General features: G+C 74.9%; 17 protein-coding genes. 2 read left to right on the top strand and 15 right to left on the bottom strand.

The window, feature by feature from the left end; genetic code table 11:
• Nucleotides 1–138: 138 nt before the first annotated feature.
• Both C892_RS0115080 and gltB read right to left on the bottom strand, forming a co-directional pair.
• The gene (locus tag C892_RS0115080) at nucleotides 139–1,593 is read right to left on the bottom strand and encodes a glutamate synthase subunit beta (RefSeq protein ID WP_017557898.1); all 1,455 of its coding nucleotides are present in this window, start codon (nucleotides 1,591–1,593) and stop codon (nucleotides 139–141) included.
• A 33-nt stretch (nucleotides 1,594–1,626) separates the two neighbouring features.
• The gene (gene gltB / locus C892_RS0115075) at nucleotides 1,627–6,219 is read right to left on the bottom strand and encodes a glutamate synthase large subunit (protein ID WP_026124375.1); all 4,593 of its coding nucleotides are present in this window, start codon (nucleotides 6,217–6,219) and stop codon (nucleotides 1,627–1,629) included.
• 1,809 nt (nucleotides 6,220–8,028) lie between these two features.
• On the opposite strand from gltB, the gene C892_RS0115070 reads away from it, so the two are divergent.
• Nucleotides 8,029–9,693, top strand: coding sequence for a bis-aminopropyl spermidine synthase family protein (locus C892_RS0115070; RefSeq protein ID WP_017557896.1), 1,665 nt, complete (start codon nucleotides 8,029–8,031; stop codon nucleotides 9,691–9,693).
• Between the two features lie 492 nt (nucleotides 9,694–10,185).
• On the opposite strand, the gene C892_RS0115065 is transcribed toward C892_RS0115070, so the two are convergent.
• The 13 genes from C892_RS0115065 to hisI all read right to left on the bottom strand — a co-directional run bounded on the left by C892_RS0115065 (nucleotide 10,186) and on the right by hisI (nucleotide 22,219).
• On the bottom strand, nucleotides 10,186–11,265 hold the full coding sequence (locus C892_RS0115065; RefSeq protein ID WP_017557895.1) for a hypothetical protein: 1,080 nt from the start codon (nucleotides 11,263–11,265) through the stop codon (nucleotides 10,186–10,188).
• 124 nt (nucleotides 11,266–11,389) lie between these two features.
• Nucleotides 11,390–12,586, bottom strand: a complete 1,197-nt coding sequence (locus C892_RS0115060; protein WP_017557894.1) for a hypothetical protein — start codon at nucleotides 12,584–12,586, stop codon at nucleotides 11,390–11,392.
• Between the two features lie 69 nt (nucleotides 12,587–12,655).
• Entirely contained in the window at nucleotides 12,656–13,876 is a 1,221-nt protein-coding gene (gene lgt / locus C892_RS0115055; RefSeq protein WP_017557893.1) for a prolipoprotein diacylglyceryl transferase, read from the bottom strand.
• A gap of 25 nt (nucleotides 13,877–13,901) precedes the next feature.
• Nucleotides 13,902–14,912: a DsbA family protein gene (locus C892_RS0115050; protein WP_017557892.1), complete on the bottom strand. Its 1,011-nt coding sequence runs from the start codon at nucleotides 14,910–14,912 to the stop codon at nucleotides 13,902–13,904.
• 110 nt (nucleotides 14,913–15,022) lie between these two features.
• Nucleotides 15,023–15,559, bottom strand: a complete 537-nt coding sequence (locus C892_RS0115045) for a MauE/DoxX family redox-associated membrane protein (RefSeq protein WP_017540494.1) — start codon at nucleotides 15,557–15,559, stop codon at nucleotides 15,023–15,025.
• Nucleotides 15,560–15,821: 262 nt separating this feature from the next.
• Nucleotides 15,822–16,670, bottom strand: a complete 849-nt coding sequence (gene trpA, locus C892_RS0115040; protein WP_017557891.1) for a tryptophan synthase subunit alpha — start codon at nucleotides 16,668–16,670, stop codon at nucleotides 15,822–15,824.
• Entirely contained in the window at nucleotides 16,667–17,899 is a 1,233-nt protein-coding gene (gene trpB / locus C892_RS0115035) for a tryptophan synthase subunit beta (RefSeq protein WP_017557890.1), read from the bottom strand. Before trpB ends, trpA begins: the two co-directional genes overlap by 4 nt.
• A gap of 347 nt (nucleotides 17,900–18,246) precedes the next feature.
• A complete protein-coding gene (trpC, locus tag C892_RS0115030; protein WP_017540490.1) occupies nucleotides 18,247–19,053 on the bottom strand; it encodes an indole-3-glycerol phosphate synthase TrpC in 807 nt (268 codons plus the stop codon).
• A 183-nt stretch (nucleotides 19,054–19,236) separates the two neighbouring features.
• On the bottom strand, nucleotides 19,237–19,743 hold the full coding sequence (locus C892_RS0115025) for a DUF2752 domain-containing protein (RefSeq protein ID WP_017557889.1): 507 nt from the start codon (nucleotides 19,741–19,743) through the stop codon (nucleotides 19,237–19,239).
• 144 nt (nucleotides 19,744–19,887) lie between these two features.
• Entirely contained in the window at nucleotides 19,888–20,349 is a 462-nt protein-coding gene (locus C892_RS0115020) for a CD225/dispanin family protein (protein ID WP_026124372.1), read from the bottom strand.
• A gap of 396 nt (nucleotides 20,350–20,745) precedes the next feature.
• Nucleotides 20,746–21,120 carry an HGxxPAAW family protein gene (locus C892_RS0115015; protein WP_017557887.1) on the bottom strand — a complete coding sequence of 125 codons (375 nt, stop codon included), beginning with the start codon at nucleotides 21,118–21,120 and terminating at the stop codon, nucleotides 20,746–20,748.
• Entirely contained in the window at nucleotides 21,120–21,827 is a 708-nt protein-coding gene (locus C892_RS0115010) for a Trp biosynthesis-associated membrane protein (RefSeq protein ID WP_017557886.1), read from the bottom strand. The genes C892_RS0115015 and C892_RS0115010 overlap by 1 nt, the downstream gene beginning before the upstream one ends.
• Nucleotides 21,824–22,219 carry a phosphoribosyl-AMP cyclohydrolase gene (hisI, locus tag C892_RS0115005; protein ID WP_017540485.1) on the bottom strand — a complete coding sequence of 132 codons (396 nt, stop codon included), beginning with the start codon at nucleotides 22,217–22,219 and terminating at the stop codon, nucleotides 21,824–21,826. Before hisI ends, C892_RS0115010 begins: the two co-directional genes overlap by 4 nt.
• A 149-nt stretch (nucleotides 22,220–22,368) precedes the next feature.
• Here hisI and C892_RS0115000 point away from each other — a divergent pair, with 149 nt between their 5' ends.
• Nucleotides 22,369–23,355, top strand: coding sequence for an SIS domain-containing protein (locus tag C892_RS0115000; RefSeq protein WP_017557884.1), 987 nt, complete (start codon nucleotides 22,369–22,371; stop codon nucleotides 23,353–23,355).
• Nucleotides 23,356–23,586 lie beyond the last annotated feature (231 nt).

Genomic DNA, 23,586 nt, shown 5'->3' with positions numbered 1-23,586 from the left:
CCGCCGGGACGGTGGGCAGCGGCGCCGCCTGCGGCCGGCCGTGCGCCGGGCGGAAGCGCACGGAGCCGCCCCTCGGGGTGAACGCTCCGAGTGAGGGGCGGCTCCGGGAGGGGAGGGGCTCAGCGGTCCCCTCCCCCGTCAGACCAGCGGCCGCTCCGTCGGCGGGATGGCCGTGGGAAGAGCGGAGTCGGCGCCCAGGTAGCGGTCGACGCCCGCGGCCGCCGAGCGGCCCTCGGCGATCGCCCACACGATGAGGGACTGGCCGCGGCCCATGTCGCCGGCGCAGAAGACACCGTCGACCGTGGTGGCGTAGTCGCCGTCGCGGACCACGTTGCCGCGCCCGTCCAGCTCCACGCCCAGGTCCTCGACCATGCCCTCCTTCTCCGGGCCCACGAAGCCCATGGCCAGGGTGACCAGCTGGGCCGGGATCTCCCGCTCGGTGCCGGGCACCGGCTCGAAGCCGGAGTCGGTGCGCTCGACGTCGACGAGCTTGAGCGCGCGCACCCGCCCCTGGTCGTCGCCGAGGAACTCCACGGTGTTGACCGAGTAGACGCGCTTGCCGCCCTCCTCGTGGGCGCTGGTGACCTTGTAGACCGCCGGCATGGTCGGCCAGGGCTGGTGGTCGGGCCGCTTCGCCGGGGGCTTGGGCATGATCTCCAGCTGGGTGACCGACCGGGCGCCCTGGCGGTGGGCGGTGCCGATGCAGTCGGCGCCGGTGTCGCCGCCGCCGATGACGACGACGTCCTTGCCCTCGGCGGTGATGGCCGGGTCCCGGTAGTCGCCCTCCTGCACCCGGTTGGCCAGCGGCAGGTACTCCATGGCCTGGTGCACGCCGTCCAGCTCGCGGCCGGGCACGGGCAGGTCGCGGGAGCGGGTGGCGCCCCCGGCCAGCAGCACGGCGTCGTTCTCGGCGCGCAGCTCCTTGACGGTGATGTCGGTGCCGATGTCCATGCCGGTGCGGAACCGGGTGCCCTCGGCGGCCATCTGGGCCAGGCGGCGGTCCAGGTGGCGCTTCTCCATCTTGAACTCGGGGATGCCGTAGCGCAGCAGCCCGCCGATGCGGTCGGCCCGCTCGTAGACGGTGACGTCGTGTCCGGCGCGGGTGAGCTGCTGGGCGGCGGCCAGCCCGGCGGGGCCGGAGCCGACCACGGCCACCTTTCTACCGGTGCGCACCGCGGGGGGCTGGGGGCGCACCCAGCCCTCCTCCCAAGCCCGGTCGATGATGGAGACCTCGACGTTCTTGATGGTCACCGCGGGCTGGTCGATGCCCAGCACGCACGCCGACTCGCACGGTGCCGGGCACAGCCGCCCGGTGAACTCCGGGAAGTTGTTGGTGGCGTGCAGGCGCTCGATGGCCTCGCCCCAGTCGTGCCGGTGCACCAGGTCGTTCCACTCGGGGATGAGGTTCCCGAGGGGGCAGCCGTTGTGGCAGAACGGGATGCCGCAGTCCATGCAGCGGGAGGCCTGCTTGGTGACGGTGCCGCGGTCGAAGTCCTCATAGACCTCGCGCCAGTCCTGGATGCGGACGTCGACGGGCCGGTGCGCGGGAAGCTCGCGCTCGGTGATCTTCAGGAAGCCCTTGGGGTCGCCCATGGTGCGTGTTCCCTCCTCTCTCGGCGCGGGGCTCTACGCCTGCGCGGCGGCCATGACGGCCTGGTCGACGTCGGCTCCGGTGCGCTCGGCCTCGGCCCGGGCCTCCAGCACGCGCTTGAAGTCGCGCGGCATGACCCTGGTGAAGCGGGCGGCCTCGGACTCGAACCCGGCCAGCAGCTTCTCGGCGACGGCCGATCCGGTCTCGGCGCGGTGCCGGGCCAGGACGTCCCGCAGGAACTCCCGGTCCTCCTCCTCGAGCGGCTCCAGGTCCACCATCTCGCCGTTGACCCGCTCGGGGTCCAGGTCGAGCACGTAGGCGATGCCGCCGCTCATGCCCGCGGCGAAGTTGCGGCCGGTCCGGCCCAGGACCACCGCGCGCCCGCCGGTCATGTACTCGCAGCCGTGGTCGCCCACGCCCTCGGCGACGGCCAGCGCGCCGGAGTTGCGCACGCAGAACCGCTCGCCGACCACGCCGCGCAGGAACACCTCGCCGGAGGTGGCCCCGTAGGCGATGACGTTGCCGGCGATGATGTGCTCTTCGGCGGGGAAGGTCGCGCCCTCGGGGGGCCGCACGGTGATGCGGCCGCCGGAGAGCCCCTTGCCGACGTAGTCGTTGGCGTCGCCGACCAGGCGCAGCGTGATGCCGCGCGGGACGAAGGCGCCGAAGGACTGGCCGGCCGAGCCGGTGAAGGTGATGTCGACGGTGTCGTCGGGCAGGCCGTCGGCGCCGTGGCGCTTGGTGACCTCGTGGCCGAGCATGGTGCCCACGGTGCGGTTGACGTTGCGCACCGGCAGGTCGAGGGTGACCTGCTGGCCGTAGTCCAGGGCGCCCTCGGCGAGCTGGATCAGGGTGTTGTCCAGGGCCTTCTCCAACCCGTGGTCCTGGGTGCGGACGCGGCGCACGTGGTCGCCGCCCCAGGCGGCCTCCTCGTGCAGGATCGGCGCCAGGTCCAGGCCCTGGGTCTTCCAGTGCCGCACCGCGTCGTCGACCTCGAGGGCGTCGACGGCGCCCACGGCCTCGTCCAGGCTGCGGAAGCCCAGCTCGGCCAGGTACTCGCGGACCTCCTCGGCGATGAACTCGAAGAAGTTCACCACGAACTCGGCCTTGCCCGAGTAGCGCTCGCGCAGGACCGGGTTCTGGGTGGCCACGCCCACCGGGCAGGTGTCCAGGTGGCACACGCGCATCATGACGCAGCCGGAGACGACCAGGGGCGCGGTGGCGAAGCCGTACTCCTCGGCGCCGAGCAGGGCGGCGATGACGACGTCGCGGCCGGTCTTCATCTGCCCGTCGGCCTGGACGGTGATGCGGTCGCGCAGGCCGTTGCGGAGCAGGGTCTGCTGGGTCTCGGCCAGGCCCAGCTCCCAGGGGGTGCCGGCGTGCTTGAGCGAGGTCAGCGGGGAGGCGCCGGTGCCGCCGTCGTGCCCGGAGATGAGCACCACGTCGGCGTGGGCCTTGGAGACGCCGGCGGCGACGGTGCCCACGCCGGCCTCGGAGACCAGCTTGACGTGCACCCGCGCCTGCGGGTTGGCGTTCTTGAGGTCGTGGATGAGCTGGGCGAGGTCCTCGATGGAGTAGATGTCGTGGTGCGGCGGCGGGGAGATGAGCCCGACGCCGGGGGTGGAGTGGCGGGTGGTGGCCACCCACGGGTAGACCTTGTGGCCGGGCAGCTGGCCGCCCTCGCCGGGCTTGGCGCCCTGGGCCATCTTGATCTGGATGTCGTCGGCGTTGGTGAGGTAGTGCGAGGTCACCCCGAACCGGCCGGAGGCGACCTGCTTGATGGCGCTGCGGCGCAGGTCCCCGTCGGCGTCGGGGGTGAAGCGGCGCGGGTCCTCGCCGCCCTCGCCGGTGTTGGACTTGCCGCCGAGGCGGTTCATGGCGATGGCGAGGGTCTCGTGGGCCTCGGCGGAGATGGAGCCGTAGCTCATGGCGCCGGTGGAGAAGCGCTTGACGATCTCCGAGGCCGGCTCGACCTCCTCGATGGGCACCGGCTGCCGCGCCCCCTCCTTGAACCGGAGCAGGCCGCGCAGGGTCATCAGCTCGCCGGCGCGCCGGTCGACCTTGGAGGTGTACTCCTTGAAGATCTCGTAGCGGCGGGTGCTGGTGGAGTGCTGGAGCTTGAAGACGGTCTCGGGGTCGAACAGGTGGGGCTCGCCCTCGCGCCGCCACTGGTACTCCCCGCCCACGGGCAGGCGCCGGTGGTGGGGGCGGTCCTCGCGGTAGGCGGAGGCGTGGCGCAGGCGCACCTCTTCGGCGAGCACGTCGAAGCCGACGCCGCCCAGGCGGGAGGTGGTGCCGGTGAAGCAGCGGTCGACGACCTCGGCGCCCAGCCCCAGGGCCTCGAAGATCTGCGCGCCGGTGTAGGAGCCGACGGTGGACACGCCCATCTTGGACATGACCTTCAGCACGCCCTTGCCGTAGGCCTTGACGGTGTTGCGCACCGCGGTGGCGGTGTCGGTGCCGCCGATGACGCCGCGCGCGACGAGGTCGGCGACGGTGTCCAGGGCCAGGTAGGGGTTGACCGCGGAGGCGCCGTAGCCCAGCAGCAGGGCCATGTGGTGGCACTCGCGGGCGTCGCCGGCCTCGACGACCAGGCCCACCTTGTTGCGGGTCTTCTCGCGCACCAGGTGGTGGTGGACGGCGCCGGTGAACAGCAGCGAGGGCACGGGGGCGCGGTCGGGGCCGGCGCCGCGGTCGCTGAGCACCAGGATGCGGGCGCCCTCGGCGATGGCCCGGTCGGCCTCGGCGCAGACCTCCTCCAGGCGGGCCTTGAGGGCGCGGCCGCCGCCGTCGGCGGGGTAGGTGCCCTCGAGCACGTGCACCCGGAAGTCGGGGTCGCCGTCGGGGCCGCCGGCGGCGCGGACCGCGGCGAGTTCGGCGTCGTCGAGGACGGGGGTGGGCAGCACGATGCGCCGGCAGTCCTCGGGGGTGGCCGAGAGCAGGTTCTCCTCGGCGCCCAGGGTGGTGCCCAGGCTGGTGACCAGCTCCTCGCGGATGGCGTCCAGCGGCGGGTTGGTGACCTGGGCGAAGCCCTGGGTGAAGTAGTCGAAGAGCTGCCGGGACCGGGTGGACAGGGCGGCGACGGGGGTGTCGGTGCCCATGGAGCCGATGGGCTCGGCGCCGGTGCGGGCCATGGGGGTCAGGATGACCCGCAGCTCCTCCTCGGTGTAGCCGAAGACCTGCTGCTCGCGGGTGAGGTCGCGGTCGGCGGGGGCCTCGGGCTCGGCGGCGGGCAGGTCGGCCAGGCGGACCACGCCCTGCTCCAGCCATTCGGCGTAGGGGTGCTCGGCGGCGAGCTCGGCCTTGATCTCCTCGTCCTCGATGATGCGCCCGGAGGCGGTGTCGGCGACGAAGATGCGGCCGGGCTGCAGGCGGCCCTTGCGGACGATGCGCTCGGGCTCGATGTCGAGCACGCCGGCCTCGCTGGCCAGGACGACGGTGCCGTCGTCGGTGACCCAGTAGCGGCCGGGGCGCAGGCCGTTGCGGTCCAGGACGGCGCCGACGAGGCTGCCGTCGGTGAAGGAGACCGAGGCGGGGCCGTCCCAGGGCTCCATGAGCATGGAGTGGAACTCGTAGAAGGCCCGGACCTTGGGGTCCATCTCGGTGTGGTTCTCCCACGGCTCCGGGATCATCATGAGCACCGCGTGCGGCAGCGACCGCCCGCCCAGGTGGAGCAGCTCCAGGGCGGCGTCGAAGGAGGCGGTGTCGGAGTCCTCGGGGTCGGCGATGGGGAAGATGCGCGACAGGTCGCCGGGCAGCACGTCGCTGACCAGGTCGGCCTCGCGGGCGCGCATCATGTTGCGGTTGCCCTTGACCGTGTTGATCTCGCCGTTGTGGGCCACGTAGCGGAAGGGGTGGGCCAGCGGCCACGACGGGAAGGTGTTGGTGGAGAACCGGGAGTGCACCAGCGCCAGCGCGGAGGTGTAGCGCCGGTCGGACAGGTCGGGGAAGAACGGCTCCAGCTGGGGCGTGGTGAGCATGCCCTTGTAGGCGATGGTGCGCGGGCTGAGGCTGGGGAAGTACGCCCCGGCCTCGTGCTCGGCGCGCTTGCGCAGGCAGTAGGCGTAGCGCTCCAGCTCGATGCCGGTCAGGCCTTCGGCGGGGCCGCCGGGGGCGCCAGCGACGAAGAGCTGGCCGAAGTGCGGCATGGACTCGCGGGCGGCGGGGCCGCAGTAGGACGGCTCGACGGGCAGGTCGCGCCAGCCCAGCACGGTCAGGTGCTCCTCGGCGGCGAGGGCCTCGATGGTGCGCACGGCGGCGGCGCGGTCGACCTCGCCGGCGGGCAGGAACGCGATGCCGGCGGCGTAGGCGCCGGCCTCGGGCAGGTCGAAGCCGCAGACCTCGCGGTAGAGGGCGTCGGGGATCTGGGTGAGGATGCCCGCGCCGTCGCCGTCGTCGGGGTCGGCGCCGGAGGCGCCGCGGTGGTCGAGGTTGCGCAGGACGGTGAGGGCCTTGTCCACGGTGTCGTGGGTGCGCCGGCCGTTGAGGTCGGCGACGAAGCCGACTCCGCAGGCGTCGTGCTCGAAGGACCGCTCGTAGAGCCCCTCCCCGGTGGCGCGGACGGCCGCGTTCGGGGTGTCATGGGCGTTTCCGCGGGCGTCGGAACGCCGCACCTGGCCAGCAGGCATCTACCCTCCTGTCGTCGTGCGATGGGCTTTTGGTCAAAGCGCATTCGGGACGACGTTGGCCCTGCTGCGGTGTGCGGTCTTCGGTTGTGGGCCCGCTGCGCCGAGGCGCGGCGGGCCGCCAGGGACCGGTGGCGGGCGCGCCGTCCGGCCGGGTGTCACGTCCTCGTGGGCCGGGCGCGGTGCGCCGGGTGCCTGCCCCTGTCGGTGGTCAGGTTATACATCCTGGTCGTGGACCGCGCGAATCGCGGGTCCTGCGACCTCCTCGCCGCTGCGGTGCGGCGCGGATGCGGTGTCGGCCCGCTCGTCGGCGGAGCGGGCATGCCCCCTGCCCGGCGTGCCGGGCTAGCGGTGGGTCTTCCCGCCGCCAAGAGCGGCAAACATCCGCAAAGCGGATGAAACCGCCGGACGGAAGGTTAACAACAGCCGCACGGCGGTGTTTCCACCGGGGTTCCACGATAGGTGATCACCGGCGACCCGGACCATGGGCCGCCCGCCCCCGGGGAACGGCCCTCCAGACTAGCGTTAGCCCAGGTGAGCCCGTTCACGCGGGGGTGCGGCACAGGTGGGTTAACGGCGTGTTTCATCTCACTGCCCCGATCGCCCGGAGTAGCCGCCGAGGGTGGGGGCCGGGGTGGGGACCGGGGGGCCGGGAGTGGCGCCGGGACTTGGAGGGCGGGGCGGGAGAGCAGGTCCCCCGCTCCCCGCCCCGGCCGGACGCCAGGGCGGCGGAGCGCCAGGACGATGGCAACGACGAGACCAGGCGGGCGACCCGACCGGCAGCACCGCCGGGCGCCGGGCGCGTGGACGGTCACCGCAACGGCGGTGACGGCGCAGCTGGTTCCCCGCTCCGGGCCGCTTGCCGGGCGGCCGGGCCCTTCGGAGCCAAGGGGAGGGCGACGATGGGACGGCTGGTTCCCCGCTCGCGGCCGCTTGCCGGGCGGCGGGTCATCGGAGTGCCAGGGAGAGGGCGGCGACGACGGGGCGAAGCGGTTGCCCGGTGTCGCCGGTCGGCCGCCGGGCCTCCCGCGGTCCCGGAACAGGAGCGGCGACGGGACGGCTGGTGCCCCGCTCGGGGCTGCTTGCCGAGCAGCAGGGCTCTTCGGGGCCAGGGGAACGGCGGCGACGAGGAAGCGGGGCGGTTCCCCAGGTCGTGTCCGCCGGCGTGGTGGAACTGTCGGCCGCGTCCTTGTGAGCGGTGCGACCGCTGCGGCGCGATCGGCGCCCCCGCCCCGGGTGCGCGCCCCTCCTCGCCGTTGATCTCGGGAGAGTCGGGGTAATACTCGCCGGTATTACCCCGACTCTCCCGAGATCAACGGGGGCGTCGATACGGACGGCAGGCAGTGCCCCCGGGGGGGCGGCCGGAAGCCTCGAGGCGCCTCAGAGTTCCACCACGCCGGCGGACACGACCGGAAGGGCCCCTCCAAGGCCAAGGCGGCAGGCCACCCGGCGGCCGACCGCCAGAGCAGGGGGAACCGCCTCATCTCTTCGTCGCCGCACTCCCCTGGCCCCCGGCGACCCGCCGCCCGGCAAGCAGCCCCGAGCGGGGAACCAGCCGTCCCGTCGTTGACCGCTCCGACGGCCCCCGAACGCCCCACACCCGACAGCGCCAGCCGATGGATCGCCGACCCCGCCTCATCGCCGCCGTCGCCCCTGGCCCCCGGCGACCCGCCGCCCGGCAAGCAGGCGCGAGCGGGGCACTCGCCGGTCCGTCGCCGCCGGCCGCCCGGACCGCGAGGGACCCGGCGGCCGACCGACGTCCCCTGGGGCGGACCGGAACCGCCTCGACCTGGGGAATGGGAGGATCGGACGGTGAACGATCTTCCGCCTGAACTCTCGGCCCTGCTCGATGCGCAAGGCGCCGACGCCACCCGCGCCCACCGGGTCCTGGGCGCCTTGTCCAACGGCGCCTGGTGGAGCCCCCGCGAGCTGGTGCGGGCCACGGCGGTCGCCCACCGTGTGGCCGCGGGCGTCCTCGACGCCCTCGGCGCCGACCTGGAGCGGTTCGCCGCCTCCGGCAGCGAGGAGCGGGTGCGCCTGGTGCGGCCCGCCCGCTACGCGGAGGCCTTCGACCGCCCCCGCCCCGCAGACGCCTGGGCGCCGCTCATGGAGGCCCACCCCCGGGCGGCCGAGGAGCTTCGGCGCCTGGTGGCCGAGGCCCCGCCCTCCCGGACCGACCTGGACCACGTGGCCGCCACCGCGCGCACCGCCCTGCGGCGCGGGGTCTTCCTGGCCGACCGCTTCGACCTGTCCGGGCGGCTGCTGCTGTGCGTGGGCGACCACGATCTGACCTCCCTGGCCACGCTGCTGGTGCAGCCCGATGCCGAGGCGGTGGTCGTCGACGTCGATGAGCGCATGCTCGCCTCCATCGACGCGGCCGCGGACCGCCTGGGGCTGGCGATCCGGTGCCACTTCGCCGACCTGCGGCTCGGCCTGCCGCCATCGGTGGTCGGCGCCTGCGACGTGGTCTTCACCGACCCGCCCTACACCCCTGAGGGGGTCGAGCTGTTCGTGCGGCGCGGCCTGGAGGGCATGGCCGACCCGCGCCGGGGGCGCGTCGCCGTGGCCTACGGGGTGAGCGAGACGACCCCGGCGCTGGCCGCCAAGACGCAGGCCCGCCTGGCCCGGATGGACCTGCTGTTCGAAGCGGTGCACCCGGACTTCAACCGGTACGAGGGCGCCGAGGCCATCGGCGCGGCCAGCGACCTGTACGTGCTGCGGCCGCTCTCGCGCGCCCCCGCGGGCCAGGCGGGCGAGGCCGCCCGGATCTACAGCCAGGGCGGCAACGCGAAGGAGGCCGCCGCGAAACGGGCCGAGCTGGCGGAGCTCGCCGGGTCCCCGGCCCTGCCCGAGCCCGGGTCCGACGGCGGACCGGGGACGGTGGTCGGCGACTGGCCGGCCGCCCAAGACGCGGCAGGGGTGCGCCGGGTGCGGCTGGGCACGTGGATGTCGGGGCCGGTCGAGGCCGGGGATGCGGTGGTGAACCTGACCGGCGGCTGGGAGGCGCTTCTGGGGCGGGCGCTCCTGGCGGCGGGCGGCGGTGGCGCGCGGGCGGTGGTCCCCTCGTCGGCGCCGCAGGTGCGCGACGAGGCCGGCCAGCGGGCGCTGGCGGCGCTGCTCGGACCGGGGGTCCGGGTGCGGTTCCGCCGGGGCGGTCCGGGGAGCCGGCTGGTCGTGGTGGAGGCGTTCCCCTCCCCCGTCGGCGCCGGTGCGGGGCCGACGGAGCGGCTGCGCGCCCGGGTGCGCGAACGGGCCCACGGGCCGCTCCCCCGCGTGCTGCGGGAGGCGGTGATCGCGGTCGCGGCCGAGGAGGGCCACAGCGTCAACAAGCGCACCGCACGCGGCCTTGTGGCCCGAGCGGCCCCCTGGACCGCCGGGCACACCCTCCTCGACCTGCCTGAACACCGCTTCGCCGACCTCGACCAGGCCGCCGAGCGGATCACCGCCGAGCTGTCAGAGGCCGCCCCGGTCGAGTAGACCGGGAACACGCCCGCCCCGGCAGAGGGGCCTCGAACGAACAGGGAGCATGCCTCGGCCGACGAAGCACTCCTAGGCGACCGGGCCCGGTCCAGGGGTCGCTGAGCTCGGTGGACATGGACACCGACGGCTCACGGCCATGCTGTCGGAGGCCACCAGGGGTGAGGCGGCTGCCGGATCGGGCGCACGCCCCGTGTGAGCCCGTGTGTGAGGTGGCGGAGTCTCGGCGTCTGAGAACCGGAAGAGGGCTTGGCCACGGGGTCGGCGAAACCGTCGGGGAAGGGTTCTTGAACGGGCGCGTCGGGCCGCGGCGCGCTGAGCGGGGCAGTGCGGAAGCCTGTGGTGGCGGCGGGCATGGAGGCGGGGCGCTTGTCGGGTGTCGGTTGAAGGCATAGCCGGGGGCACGGAGTACGCGGTTCCACGGGCGTGCGGGTATGAGCGAGGCCCCGAGCGCTGTCGGCGCTCAGGGCCTCGTGGTGCTCTCGTTGAGGGTCAGCCCGTTCCGGTGCCGGCGCCTTGGCCTGTTCCCTGCCCGGTCGCCGCGTCGCCGCCGGTTCCGGCACCGCCCTGGCCCGCGTCCGCTCCGGTGCCCGCGTCCGCTCCGGCGCCCGTGCCCGCCCCGGTTCCGGCGCCCGCTCCGGTGTCGGTGCCCTCCTGGCCCGAGCCTGCGCCCTGGTCGGCGCCCATCTCGGGGCGCTCCAGCTCCACCACCCGCCGGTACAGCGGGTCCTGGAAGGAGTTCAGCGCGATCAGGGGCGCGGTCAGGTCCTCACGCTCCGCCGGGTCCTCCGAGGACTTGTCCTGGGCCCAGGAGACCATCAGGTAGTGGCCGTTCACCGAGGCCTCGGCCCGGCTGAAGCCGGCCCCCAGGCGGGTCAGCGGGTCCTCTTCGCCCGGGTTGACGATGAACCCGGGGCTCTCCTCGTCCTCGTCGCTGAGCAGCGGCTGCTCCATGGCGTCGGCGACCGCCTCGGAGGCCTCGGTGTCGCGCAGGTTGAACAGCACGACCGCGCCGACGTAGTCGTCCGAGACGTAGCCCGCGCTGGCCGCCTGGATGCACCCGGCGTCCTCCAGCGCCTTGACGACCGGGTCGCCCCAGACCGCCGCGGAGCAGTCCTCGGTCAGGGACTGGGCGGAGAGCTCGAAGACGATGCCCTGGCTGTCGATCTCCTTATTGTCCCGCTCGAACATCTCGCCCTCGCTGAGCGGGCGGGAGTCGACCTCCTGGGAGACCAGGGCCTCGCCCATACTCTCCGAGCCGTAGACCGAGTAGGTGGCGGGGCGCGCCTGCTCCGGGGCCTTGGCTCCCCCGGCCATGACGTTCCACACGAGCACGCCGACGAGCGCGACCACCGCAACGCCCAGGGCGCCCAGCAGGGCCGGAAGGGCCTTGCCGCGCTTCTTCGGGCCGTCCTCACCGCCCGCGTCCGCCCGGCGCCGGGAGCCGCCGCCGGAGCGCCGGCGCGGCGCGCCGTCCGCCTCTTCCGCCGGGTCGGCTCCGCCGGTCCTCCTGCGCCTGCCGCCCTTGGCGGCCGGGGGCGGGGTCGCGCCTGAGGGATCTGAAGAAGACACCGTGACCTCTCGAATGCCGGAGCGTGCTGCTCGCGTTGTGACGTGCGGGCCGCGCGGTGAGCGCGGGGCGCGGCGCCGGTAGGCGCATCCTAGCCGGGATCGCGGGGGGCGCCGTGCGGGCGGGTCAGCCCTCCTGCTCCTCCTTGGCTCGTCCGACCTGCTCGTACACCCACACCGCGGCGTCCATCGCCACCACGTTGACCTCGGCCATGCTGGTGTCCTCCTCCGGCTCCCCGCCGTCGGCCCGGGCGACCCAGTAGACCGCCAGGTAGTGGCCCATGACCTGGGTGGAGGCCTGGCTGTAGCCCTGGTGCAGTCCGTCCACGCCCTCGTCCATGGGCACCAGGAAGCCCACGTCGCTCTCGTGGTCGTGCGGGTCGAGCGCCGTGGCGGCCTCGCTGGAGGCCTCGGCGTCGGACAGGTCGAAGAGCGTGAACTGCGCCACGTACTCCTTGTCCTGGTCCTGGTAGAAGCCGCGGGCCGCGGAGGTGCAGCCGCCGTCGACCAGCGCCTGTCCCAGGTCCTCGCCCCAGACCCAGCGGGTGCAGGAGTCGGTGGCCTCGGCGTTCTCCAGGAGCATGGTGAAGTCGTCGAGTTCGAGCTTCTCGGCGTCGGAGGCGAACACCTTCTCGGCGTCGAGCGGTTCGGCGTCGTCGGCGCGCTCGGCGATGGGGGCGAAGATCTCCTGGTCCTGCGCCTCGCCCTGGTAGACCGTGGGCAGCAGGGTGGAGTGGCCGTCCTCCGGCATCTCCAGGGCGGGCTTGTCGCCGCCTTCGAGGGGGGTGTCGGTGAGCAGGAGGTAGAGGAGCACCCCCAGCAGGGCGACCAGGGCGACCCCGCACAGCCCCAGGAGGACCCCGAGGACGGCGGTGCCGCGCTTGCCCGAGCTCTGTTCGGCGAGCGTGCTGACGACGTTGTTGGGCCGGTCGCCCAGCACGCTGACCTTGCGCAGCGCCGTGGCGGAGAACTTGGAGACCGGGTCGACCTCGGCGGCGGCGGAGCGGCGGCCGCGGCGGGGCGGTGTGCCGTTCTTCTTGGCCTTCTCGGCCTTCTTTGCCTTCCGCCCGGCGCGCCCCTTGCCCGCGCGCCTGCCGCGGGCGGGGGCGGCCTCCCCGGCGGCCCGGCCGTCGTCGGGCAGCTCTTCGGGCAGGTCCTCGGGCCCGGCCGCGTCCTCGTGCTCGGGGGCCGGGCCGGCCTCCTCGACGGGTCCGGTGTCGACCACGGTGTCGGGCGATGCGGCGTCACCGCGGTGGCGGCGGCCGGACCGGGCGCGGCGCGACCTGCGCGCGCCCGCCCGGTCGGCGGAGTCCGATCTGCTCACGTCGTTGGCTCACTCATCCTCGCCGGCGCCGCCTGCGGCCGCGGGGTCCCGCGGCGGCGTCGGCGGCGCCTATTCCTCCCGCTTGTGGCCGGCGGGTCCGGTCGCGGTCCCGTCCTCGCCGGTGCCGCTGTCGGGGGCCGGTTCCGCACCGTCCGGTCCGGCCGGGGCGGCCGGTCCGGCCGGGGCGTCCTCGGCGGCGTCTCCGGCGCCGTCCAGCCGCTCCGGCGCGTCCGCGGCGTCCGACGCCTCCGGTGCGGAGGCGGGGGCCGCGCCGCCGGAGCCGGGCTCCTGCGGGCCGGTGCCGCTCGGCGCCGCGGACTCCTCCGCGCCGGGCCCGGTGTCCGCCTCTGCGCGGGCCCCGGACCGGCCCTCGGAGGCCGGGTCGGTGTCGAAGACCTGGGTTCCGGCCTCGTGCCCGTAGGGCACCACGCGCGTGGAGAAGCGGTCGAGCCGCCGCCCCGCCCACACGAAGTAGGCCAGGGCCCCCAGGAACACCGCGACCGAGGTCCAGTTGTTCAGCCTCAGGCCGAGGATCTCGTTCGCGGGGTCGATGCGCATGTACTCGATCCAGAACCGCCCCACACAGTAACCCATGACGTACACCGCGAAGAGCCGCCCGCCCTGGAGGGCGTCGGTGTAGCGCCGACCGAGCCAGACCAGGAGCACGGTGAGCCCGATGTTCCACAGCGACTCGTACAGGAACGTGGGGTGGTATGTGGTGAAGCCCTCGATGTAGCCGGCGGGCCGGCCCGCCTCGGTGGAGATCTCCAGCGCCCACGGCAGGTCGGTGGGGCGCCCGAAGAGCTCCTGGTTGAAGTAGTTGCCCCAGCGCCCGAAGGCCTGCGCCAGCGGGATGGTGGGGGCGATGGCGAAGGACAGCTTCGTCATCGACAGCCCGCGCTTGCGGGCCACCAGCCACACGCCCAGGGCGCCCAGCGGGACGGCGCCCCAGATGCCCAGGCCCCCGTTCCAGATGTACAGCGCCTGGATCGGTTCCCGGCCGGGGCCGAAGTACAGCTGGTAGTCGCTGATGACGTGGTAGAGGCGGCCGCCGATCAGGCCGAGGATGACCGCGGGCACCGCCAGGTCCATGATGGTGCCCTTCTCACCCCCCATGGCGGCCCAGCGGCGCTCGGACCACGCCACGGCGACGATGACGCCGGTGAGGATGCACAGGGCGTACACGTGCAGGGTGAGCGGGCCGATGTCGAACTGGCTGACCGGCGGCGGCGGGATCGCGGCCAGGGTGAGGCCGTCCCCGACGGTTCCGGCCTCAGCGGCGGTGGGCATCGCTGGTGTCGTCATCTCGGGTGGTTCATTCCTTGGCGTCAGGGGAGGCGGAGGCCCCGGCATCGCCTTCGGCGTCCTCGCCGCCCTCGGCGTCCTGGGCCGGCGTGGAGTCCGGTTCGCCGGGCTCGGCTTCGGCGACGGCGCTGCGGAGGCTGGAGGCAGAGTACATCTCATTGCCCATCTTCGCGCCGTCGAGGTAGACGCTGGGGGTGCCCGCGAACGCGTTCTCGCCGCTGTAGCGCTCGTTCACGGCGCCGGTGGCCTCCAGGACCCCCAGCACGTAGGTGTCGTCGAGGAAGGAGGAGTCCACGCCGTTCTCGTCGCCCCAGGCGATCAGGTCGGTGACCGGCATGGTGCCCACCGCGTCGCCGCCCATCTCGGCCTGGGCCTTCTCCAGCAGGTCGGGGGCGTAGTCCTGGGCGAACCGGTCGGCGACCTCGGACTCGGCGTCGACGCGCTCGGCGAAGGCGGGGTCGTCGATGCCGACCTCCTCGCCCCAGCCCTTCAGGTCCTCCGGGGAGAACCCGGCCTCGCCCTCGGCGGGCTGGTTCTCGAAGAGGATGTCGTTGTACTCGACGAACTTTCCGGCGTCGGCGGCGGCACGGGCGGCGGCCCCGCCGCGCAGCGAGTTGGTGCCCAGCGGCTCGCCGCGCAGGGCGAAGATGCTGACCGGGCGGTAGTGCACGATGACCTCGCCGGCGGCGGCCATCTCCTGGACGGCCGAGCCGGTGGCGGTCTCGAACTGCTTGCAGGCCGGGCACTGGTAGTCGGCGTAGATCTCCAGCACGGGGGCGCCGGCGCCGTCCTCGGCCAGCACGACGCTGCCGTCGGTCTGCAGCGCCTGCGGGGGGAGCTGGACGTCGCTCTCGGAGCGGTCCCGCATGACGACGAAGTAGCCGACGGCCACCACGACCGCGACGACCACGACCGCGGCCCCCGCGACCAGCAGCACCCGGTTCCGCTTCGCCTTCTGCTGCTCCTTGAGGCGCTGCTGCTTCAAACGTTCGCGCGCCTCGCGCCGCGCCGCCTTGCCCATGGGCCGATCACCGTTCTCCGTCGTGTGGGTTGCTCGCGTCCGTCCCCGCGGAGGCGGGGTCGTTGTATCAGGTTCGGCGGCGCCCCGGGGACGCCGCCCGCCGCCGGGGCTCAGCGGTAGAGCCCGGCGACCCGGTCGAGGGACAGGGGGGAGCGCGGCCAGATCATGACGATACCGGCCAGCAGGATGAAGCCGATGTCGCGGGCGATGTCGACGCCGTAGGCGGTCTCGCCCGGTTCGACGGTGCCGCCGGTGCCGAAGCAGCCGCAGTCGATGTTCAGCCCGCGCGCCCAGGCCGAGATGATCCCGGCGATGAACAGCAGCATGAGCACGGCGGTGGCCGCGCCGACGTAGCGGGTGGCCAGCCCGATGAGCAGGAGCAGCGCCAGGGCGAACTCCAGCAGCGGCAGGGTGATGCCGATGAACTCGGCGATGCCGCTCGGGAAGAGCTGGTAGGCCTCGACGGACTGGATGGACAGCGCCGGGGGGAGCTTGGTGTAGGCGGCGAAGGCGAGGATGCCGGCCAGGGCGACACGGCAGGCCAGGGTGGCCCAGGGCTGGACGGCGTCCCAGCGGGCCGCCCCGGGGGCGCGGGCGGCGCCGCCGTCGGGCTCGTCGGGGTCGTGCTCGTGGGGCCCGGTGCTCATGTCTGCCCTTCCCTCGTGGCCGGAGTGGACGCGCTGCGGGCCGCGGTCGCCGGAGGGGGCGCGCGGCGTCGCAGCGGAGCCTACTGCATGTGACCGGCCGGGTACCGTTCGTCGCGGTGAACGCTGAACGCGCTGAACGCGGTGAACGCGGCGCGGGGCGCGGCGGCCGGTGCTGGAGAACTCTACGCCGACCGCCGCGCCCCGCACGTCCTCTTCCTGGGAAGAGGACGCGATTCTCACCCGTTTCTCACCCGGGCGGGCCTCAGCGGCGCCCGGCCCGCGCCCCCTCGGCCAGCTCCTCGGCGAAGGCGCCCACCGCCGCGGTGGCCGCGCCCAGGTCGGCGGCGTCCAGCACGCGCTGGCAGAACCCGGCCCCGGCGATGACCCCGTCGGCGTACCCGGCGACCTCGGCGGCCTGCTCGCCGGTGGAGATGCCCAGCCCCACGCACACCGGGAGGCCGGACCCGGCGGCCTGGCGGGTGCGCACCACCAGCTGCTCGGCGGTGCTCGCCACCTGGGCGCGGGTCCCGGTCACCCCCATCAGGGAGGCGGCGTAGACGAAGCCCCGGCAGGCGTCGGCGGTCAGCTTCAGCCGCTCGTCGGTGGAGGAGGGCGCCACCAGGAAGACGCGGTCGAGCCCGTGGGCGTCGCTGGCCTCCAGCCACTCCCCCGCCTCCTCGGGCAGCAGGTCGGGGGTGATGGCCCCGGAGCCGCCCGCGGAGGCCAGGTCGGCGGCGAAGCGGGCGGTGCCGTACCGGTCGATCGGGTTCCAGTAGGACATGACCAGCGCGGCGGCGCCGGCCTCGGCGACCGCCTCGACCACCCGCAGCACGTCGGCGGGGGCGGTGCCGGCGGCCAGCGCCCGGTCGGCGGCGCGCTGGATGGTGGGGCCGTCCATGGTGGGGTCGGAGTAGGGCAGGCCGACCTCGACCACGTCGCAGCCGCCCGCCACCATCGCCCGGACCACCTCGATCGAGGAGGACAGGTCGGGGAACCCGGCCGGCAGGTAGCCGATGAGCGCGGCCCGCCCCTCGGACCGGGCCCGGGCCAGCCGGCTCTGCAGCGGGGTGCCCCCGCCGGCGTCCTGTGCGGTGCTGGCGTCGCCGTTCACTCCTGCTCCCCCTCGTCGTCCATGAGCCCGAAGTAGGCGGCGGCGGTGCCCATGTCCTTGTCGCCGCGGCCGGACAGGCTCACCAGGATGGTCGCCTGCTCCCCCAGCTCCCGGCCGAGCACCTGGGCGCCGGCCAGGGCGTGGGCGCTCTCGATGGCCGGGATGATGCCCTCGGTGCGGCACAGCACCCGGAAGGCCTCCATGGCCTCGGCGTCGGTGACCGCCCGGTACTCGGCGCGGCCGGTGTCGGCGAGCCAGGCGTGCTCGGGGCCGACCGCCGGGTAGTCCAGGCCGGCGGAGATGGAGTGGCTGGGCACCGTCTGGCCGTGCTCGTCCTGGAGCACGTAGGTGCGCGCACCCTGGAAGATGCCGGGCGTGCCGCCGGTGATGGAGGCGGCGTGCCGGCCCGAGGCGACGCCGTCGCCGCCGGCCTCGAAGCCGAACAGCCGCACCCCGGGGTCGTCGATGAAGGCGGCGAAGGCCCCGATGGCGTTGGACCCCCCGCCCACGCAGGCGGCGACCGCGTCGGGCAGCCGGCCGGTGCGCTCCAGGACCTGCTCGCGGGCCTCCTGGCCGATGATGAAGTGCAGGTCGCGCACCATCGAGGGGAAGGGGTGCGGGCCGGCGGCGGTGCCCAGCAGGTAGTGGGTGCTGTCGACGTTGGCGACCCAGTCGCGGAAGGCCTCGTTGACCGCGTCCTTGAGGGTGCGGCTGCCGATGGCCACCGGGACGACCTCGGCGCCGAGCATGCGCATCCGGGCGACGTTGAGCGCCTGGCGGCGGGTGTCCTCCTCGCCCATGTAGACGACGCACTCCAGGCCGAGCAGGGCGCAGGCGGTGGCGGTGGCCACCCCGTGCTGCCCGGCGCCGGTCTCGGCGATGACGCGGGTCTTGCCCATGCGCTTGGTGAGCAGCGCCTGGCCCAGCACGTTGTTGATCTTGTGCGAGCCGGTGTGGTTGAGGTCCTCGCGCTTGAGCAGCACCCGGGCCCCGCCGCAGTGCTCGGCGAAGCGGGGGGCGTCGGTGAGCGGGCTGGGCCGGCCGGTGTACTCGCGCAGCAGGGTGCCCAGCTCCCGCTGGAAGTCCGCGTCCTCGCGGGCCTCGCCCCAGGCCCGGGCGACCTCGTCCAGGGCGGCGACGAGCGCCTCGGGGCTGAAGCGGCCGCCGTAGCGGCCGAAGTGTCCGGTCGCGCCGCCGCGGGCGGCGGTGCCGGTCGTGTCGGTGGTCATGTCGGGTCTCTCCTGGCCGGCGCTGCGGGGCGCGCGGCCGAACCGTGGGTCGTCATCGGGCGGTCGGGGGCTTCGGGCCCCTCGGGCCGCGCCGCGACCGGCTCGGGGCGGGCGGGCCCGGTGGGGCGCCGCCGCGTGCGGGCCTCCGCCGTGGGGCGGTGCCGCGGGTGAGCCGCCGCGTCGCGGTTCGTGCGTGGTCCCTGCCCGAGGGGGGCCGCCGGCCGGCGCGGCCGGGGGCGGTGGGCCCGGAGCCCGTGCGGCGCCGGTGCGCAGGGCGCCGTCAGGCGCCCGGTCCCTCCCTCAGGGCAGGCCGGGCCATCGGCGGTGCAGCGGTTCGGTGCGCCCGTTCATCGGCGGTCCCGCAGGGCCGGGTGGGCGCCGGCGGTGACCAGGTCGGCGACGGCGGTCCGCGGGTGGCGGCCGGTCACCAGGCTCTCGCCGACGAGCACCGCGTCGGCGCCGGAGCTCGCGTAGGCGAGCAGGTCGTGCGGGCCGCGCACGCCCGATTCGGCGACCCGGATGCGGTCGTCGGGGATGGCGGGGGCCACGCGGGCGAAGGTGTCCCGGTCGACCTTGAGGGTGGTCAGGTCGCGGGCGTTGACGCCGATGACGGTGGCGCCGGCCTCCAGGGCCCGCTCCACCTCCTTCTCGGTGTGCACCTCCACCAGGGGGGTCAGACCGAGCGACTCGGCGCGCTCGACCAGCGAGACCAGGGCGTCCTGGTCCAGGGCGGCGACGATGAGCAGCACCGCGTCGGCGCCGTGCACCAGCGCCTCCCACAGCTGGTAGGAGCTGACCACGAAGTCCTTGCGCAGCAGCGGGGTGGTGACCGCGGCGCGCACCGCGGCCAGGTCCTCCAGGCTGCCGCCGAACCGGCGGCCCTCGGTGAGGACACTGATCAGGCAGGCCCCGCCGTCGGCGTAGTCCCGGGCGAGCGCGGCGGGGTCGGCGATGGCCGAGAGGGCGCCCTTGGACGGGCTGGACCGCTTGACCTCGGCGATGACCTGGACGCCGGGCCTGCGCAGGGCGGCGACCACGTCCTGGGGCCGGGGGACGGCGGCGGCCGTCTCCTTGAGGCGTTCCAGCGGCGTCTGCGCCTGCCGTGCGGCGAGGTCGTCGCGCACCCCGTCGAGGATCTCGTCGAGCACGCTCACGTGGGCCTGCCCCCTCCAGATAGCGGTTGTCTCGGCGTCCGCGCCGCGCTGGACGCCTGTGGCCTCGGGGTACACGGCGGGAAGGCCGGTCGTCGGTGCCCCGGTGTCGTCCGATCGTATCCGTCCGGCATCGGCCCGGGCGCACCGGCCCGCGGATCGGGACGCGCGCCGCCGCCGGGCGGTTCAGCCCCAGAAGGGGGCGGGGGCGGGCACCCCGCCGGGGGCCAGGATCACGCCGAAGGGGGTGTTGCGCACGGCCCAGAACACCAGGATCAGGACGAGGAACGCCCCGAGCACCACGGGCGGGGTGGCCTTGCGCGGGGGCGCGCCCGGTGGGAGGGGGCGGAAGGAGCGGTAGAGCCACCGGCCGTAGCTGAACAGGATGTAGGGCAGCAGCGCCAGCAGGACGACGTTCATCTGCGCGGCGCCGGCGATGTCGAGGTTGGTCAGCGCGTGCACGGCCCGGGTGCTGCCGCAGCCGGGGCACCAGGTGCCGGTCATCAGCAGCCAGGGGCAGGTGGGGTAGTTGCCCGGCTCGTTGGGGTCCATGGTGTGGACGACCAGGAGGCCGACGAGGGCGCCCGCGCCGAACAGGACGGGCCAGGTGCCCGGGTGCAGGCGGCCGGTGAGCGCCCGGAGGCGCCCGAGCGGGCCCGGGGCGGGCGGCGGGGTCTCGATGCTGGTCTCCACGGAGCCGAGTCTAGGCCCTGGCCCGCGCGGGCGGGAAACGGCGGTGCCCCCACCGGACAGGGCGGGGGCCTACAGCAGGAGCGGCGCCGCATCCGGGGATGCGGCGCCGCGGGAGCCGAGGGTCGCCGGGCGGCCGGCGGCCGATCAGTAGTCGGTGCTACCGAAGCTCTCCTCCAGCTCGTCGATGTCGTTCTGGTAGTCCTCTTCGTACTGCTCCATCTCGGTGTTGTACTGGTCGACCGACTCGTTGACCGCCATGGCCGAGAGGACGACCGAGAAGATCATGGCCACGAGGCTGAGGGCCCAGAGGATGCCGCCGATGATGAAGGCGAGCTTGCGGAACTTGGACGCCTTCTGGTGCGCCTCCATGGCGCCGGCCTGGTCGCCCTGGTTCCACAGGGAGTTGACCTTCATGCCGAAGATCAGCGCCGGGATTCCCAGCGGCCAGAAGCAGAGCAGGGAGAAGATGAGACCGGCCATGCCGATCTCGGGCGGGTTGCCCTGAGGGGCGCCTCCGGGCGGCATGCCCCCGGGCGGGGGGCCGTAGCCACCACCGGGCGGGGGACCTTGGGGGGAGCCGGGGGGACCGGGCGGCGGGTAACTCATGACTGCCTACTTCTCTGTTCTCAGGACCGACGAAGAATTCTCGACCACGGCGCCGCGCCGTCGCGCGGGCAGGCGTGATGGGGGCCGACGGACTCAGGGTCGGGATCGCCGCGTTTCGCCGCAGATGAGTAGGCATCATGCCAGATAGTGGGGGCATTGACCCACTCGATGGGGTTTCCGTCCGGCGACGGGCGGATGTCGCCGCTGTTCAGAGGCGGTGCAGGCGGTGTGTCCGATTCGGGCCGAACGGACTCCGCCCCTGCACCGGGGACGCCTCCCCCGGGCCCGCGCCCCTCGGCGGCCCCGGAAACGGCTCCGGCCCGTTCCCCCGGTGCGTACGCACCGGGGGAACGGGCCGGTCGGGCGGCTCGGGCGGCTCGGGCCACCCGGGCCGTACTACTTGGCGCCCGCGGCGGCGGGCTCCTTGTCGTCCTCGCCGCCCTTCTTCGCGCTCTTCTTCGCGGCCTTCTCCTCGGTCTTCTCACCGGCCGCGGCCTTGGCGCCCCCGGCGCGCCCGGCCTCCCACTGCTCGCGCGTGGGCGGCACGGGGCGGGGCTCCTTGCGGCCCAGCCCGGCCTTCTTCATGACGCCGGCGACGACCGCCAGCACCACGCTGGCGCCCAGGCCCACCAGGGTCCAGGTGATGATGTCCCCGCCGAGGATGATGGCGGCGCCGGCCACGGTCCAGGCCGCGATCCAGGAGATGGTGAGGAACCAGGCGGCGACGGTGTTGCCGTGGTCCTCGTGCTCCTCGTGGTGTGCGTCGGCCATCAGGGCTCCTTCTGTGCTGCCGGGGCGCCCGCCTGTCGGGCGCGGTCGCGGTCGGGATCGTCGTTGTCGGGGGCGCCGCCGTCCGGAGCGGACCCGCCGCCGGCGGCCGGCTCGGCGGTGGGGTCCTCGCCCGCGTCGAGCGACTTCCACAGGTCGGCGGGGTCGGCCGGGCCGTCCTGCGAGGTCGTGGCGGGGGCGCCGTGGCGATCGTACCTGCTGCCCATGGCGGGCCAGCCAGGACCCCGCAGCGCGGCGGCGGCCCCGGCGGCCAGCAGGACGGCACCGCCCAGTGCGGCCAGGGCCGGCCACCCCCACGCCACGTGGAGCGCGCCCAGGTCCCCCTGGGCGGTGGTGGCCTCGGCGGCGGACGCGTTCAGCGCGGAGGCCCTGGTGCCGCTCCACACGCCGACCAGTGCGCCGGCGCCGAAGACGGCCAGCAGCGCGCCGGCGACGGTGCGCGCCCGGCCGCGCGTGGCCAGCAGTGCGGCGACCGCGGCCAGGCCGGCCCAGCCCATCGCCGCCGCGCCCGGGGCGGCGGCCGCGCCGTCCACCTCGACGGGGGCGGCCGCCAGCGGGCCGGCCATCTCCACCGTGCCGGTGGCCCAGGTCTGTCCGGCGGCGGTGATCAGCGCCGCGGCGCCCGCCGCGGTGGCGGCCAGGGCGGTGGTGTACTCGCGCTTGGCGCGTGCGGCGGCGGTGCCGGTCACCGGCCGCCCTCCACCGGAAGCGCCCCGGCGTCGAAGCAGGTGCGGTCGCCGGTGTGGCACGCCGCCCCGGTCTGGTCGACCCGCACCAGCAGGGTGTCCCCGTCGCAGTCGAGGGCGACCGAGACGACGCGCTGGACGTTGCCGGAGGTGGCGCCCTTGACCCAGTACTCGCCGCGGCTGCGCGACCAGTAGGTGGCGCTCCCGGTGGTCAGGGTGCGGTGCAGCGCCTCGTCGTCCATCCACGCCAGCATCAGCACCTCGCCGGTGTCGTGCTGCTGGACGACGGCCGGGACGAGGCCGTCGGGGGTGCGCTTGAGCCGGGCGGCGACCTCGGGCGCGAGCCCGCTCGGGGGCGCGCCTGCCGGGCCGGTCCCGGATGGACGGGCGGTCATGGCCACAGCCTATGCGCGGTGGGGCGGAGGGTGCGGCCGGGTCGCCCTTAGTGCGGGCCGCGGGGTCGGTGACAATGGCCACTGGGCGGGTGGGGGACGTCCGGCGAGTATCGTCGGGGGCGTTTGCGTAGGTGCCCCGAAGGAGTTCCGTGACCGCCCAGTTGCTCACCGCCGACCTCGCGGGAATGCCCGGCGCGCTCAACGCGCTGGCCGACCGGCTCGCCCGCAGGGACCCGTTCGAGGCGCTTCCGGCGCTGGTGGACGACGAGCCCGCGGGGATCGTACTGCTGGGCACCGGGTCGGCGCGGCACGCCTGCGAGGCCGCCGCGCACCGGCTGCGGCGGGCGGGGCTGGGGGCGACCGCCGAGCACCCCTCGGCCGAGGGCTCGCTGCCCCCGGGGCCGGCGACGCTGGTGGTGGCGGTCGCGGTCGGCGGCGGGCTGCGCGAGCTGTGCACGGCGCTGGACCGGTACGTGGGCGGTTCGGCGATCATCGTCATCACCGACGACGCGAACTCGCCCGCGGCGCGCTACGCCGACATCCTGGCGCCGCTGGGCGCCGAGCCGGAGAAGAGCGGGCTGAACTGCCGGGGGCACCAGCTGGCGCTGGCCCTCCTGCTCCACCTGGGCCACCGCCTGGGGGCGCCGCCGCTGGGCGGCTCGGCCGACCTGGTGCCGACGCTGCGCCGGTCGGCCAACGCCTCGGCGGACCTGCTGGAGCGGGCGCGCGCGTGGGTGCCCGGGGCCGCGGCCGCGCTGGGGGACGGCGCGCCGGTGCACGCGGTGGCCCCGGCCGAGCGGGGGGCCTCGGCCGAGCAGGCGTCCCTGGTGCTGCGGCAGGGGCCGGTGCTGGCGTCGTTCGCGTTCGAGACGGCCGAGTGGTCGCACACGGGCCGGTACCTGGCGGCGGTGAGCGACTACCGGGCGCTGCTCTTCACCGGTTCGCACTACGACGAGCGCTTCTCCGAGCACCTGCTGCAGCTGCGGGGCCGGTTCGTCGCCGTGGGGGGCGAGGTCGCGGGCGCCGCCGACACGGTGCGCTACCTGGGCGACGCCGACCCCGACGTGGCCCTGCTGACCGAGCCGCTGGTCGCCGAGATCCTGGCGGCCCACTGGTGGGCGGCCCGGGGCGTGTGACCCCTCGCCCTGCCGGAGCAGGGCTCGTCCCTCCCGGGCCGGGCCTTCTGATCCACGTCGGTTCGCCGGTGCGAACCGGCGGCGGGGGCGCAGGGGCGGAAGACCGCCCTCAGGCACCGCCCGGGCTCCACGGGCATCGCATCCCGCCGGGCCGGCGGTGGGGCCGTTCTGGAATCCGCGGATCCCCCGGACGGCACAGGACCGACCGAACCACCCGGGAATCCGGTGCTG

The sequence above is a fragment of the Nocardiopsis baichengensis YIM 90130 genome, from assembly GCF_000341205.1.
GTDB lineage: Bacteria > Actinomycetota > Actinomycetes > Streptosporangiales > Streptosporangiaceae > Nocardiopsis_A > Nocardiopsis_A halophila.
This window is presented reverse-complemented; position numbering and strand designations above follow the sequence as displayed.

Excerpts from the sequence above, each read along its gene's own strand:
- hisI (WP_017540485.1), bottom strand. The coding sequence starts at position 22,219 with ATGACCGCCCGTCCATCCGGGACCGGCCCGGCAGGCGCGCCCCCGAGC.
- C892_RS0115015 (WP_017557887.1), bottom strand. The coding sequence starts at position 21,120 with ATGGCCGACGCACACCACGAGGAGCACGAGGACCACGGCAACACCGTC.
- lgt (WP_017557893.1), bottom strand. The coding sequence starts at position 13,876 with ATGCCCACCGCCGCTGAGGCCGGAACCGTCGGGGACGGCCTCACCCTG.
- C892_RS0115020 (WP_026124372.1), bottom strand. The coding sequence starts at position 20,349 with ATGAGTTACCCGCCGCCCGGTCCCCCCGGCTCCCCCCAAGGTCCCCCG.
- trpB (WP_017557890.1), bottom strand. The coding sequence starts at position 17,899 with ATGACCACCGACACGACCGGCACCGCCGCCCGCGGCGGCGCGACCGGA.
- gltB (WP_026124375.1), bottom strand. The coding sequence starts at position 6,219 with ATGCCTGCTGGCCAGGTGCGGCGTTCCGACGCCCGCGGAAACGCCCAT.
- C892_RS0115050 (WP_017557892.1), bottom strand. The coding sequence starts at position 14,912 with ATGGGCAAGGCGGCGCGGCGCGAGGCGCGCGAACGTTTGAAGCAGCAG.
- C892_RS0115080 (WP_017557898.1), bottom strand. The coding sequence starts at position 1,593 with ATGGGCGACCCCAAGGGCTTCCTGAAGATCACCGAGCGCGAGCTTCCC.
- C892_RS0115045 (WP_017540494.1), bottom strand. The coding sequence starts at position 15,559 with ATGAGCACCGGGCCCCACGAGCACGACCCCGACGAGCCCGACGGCGGC.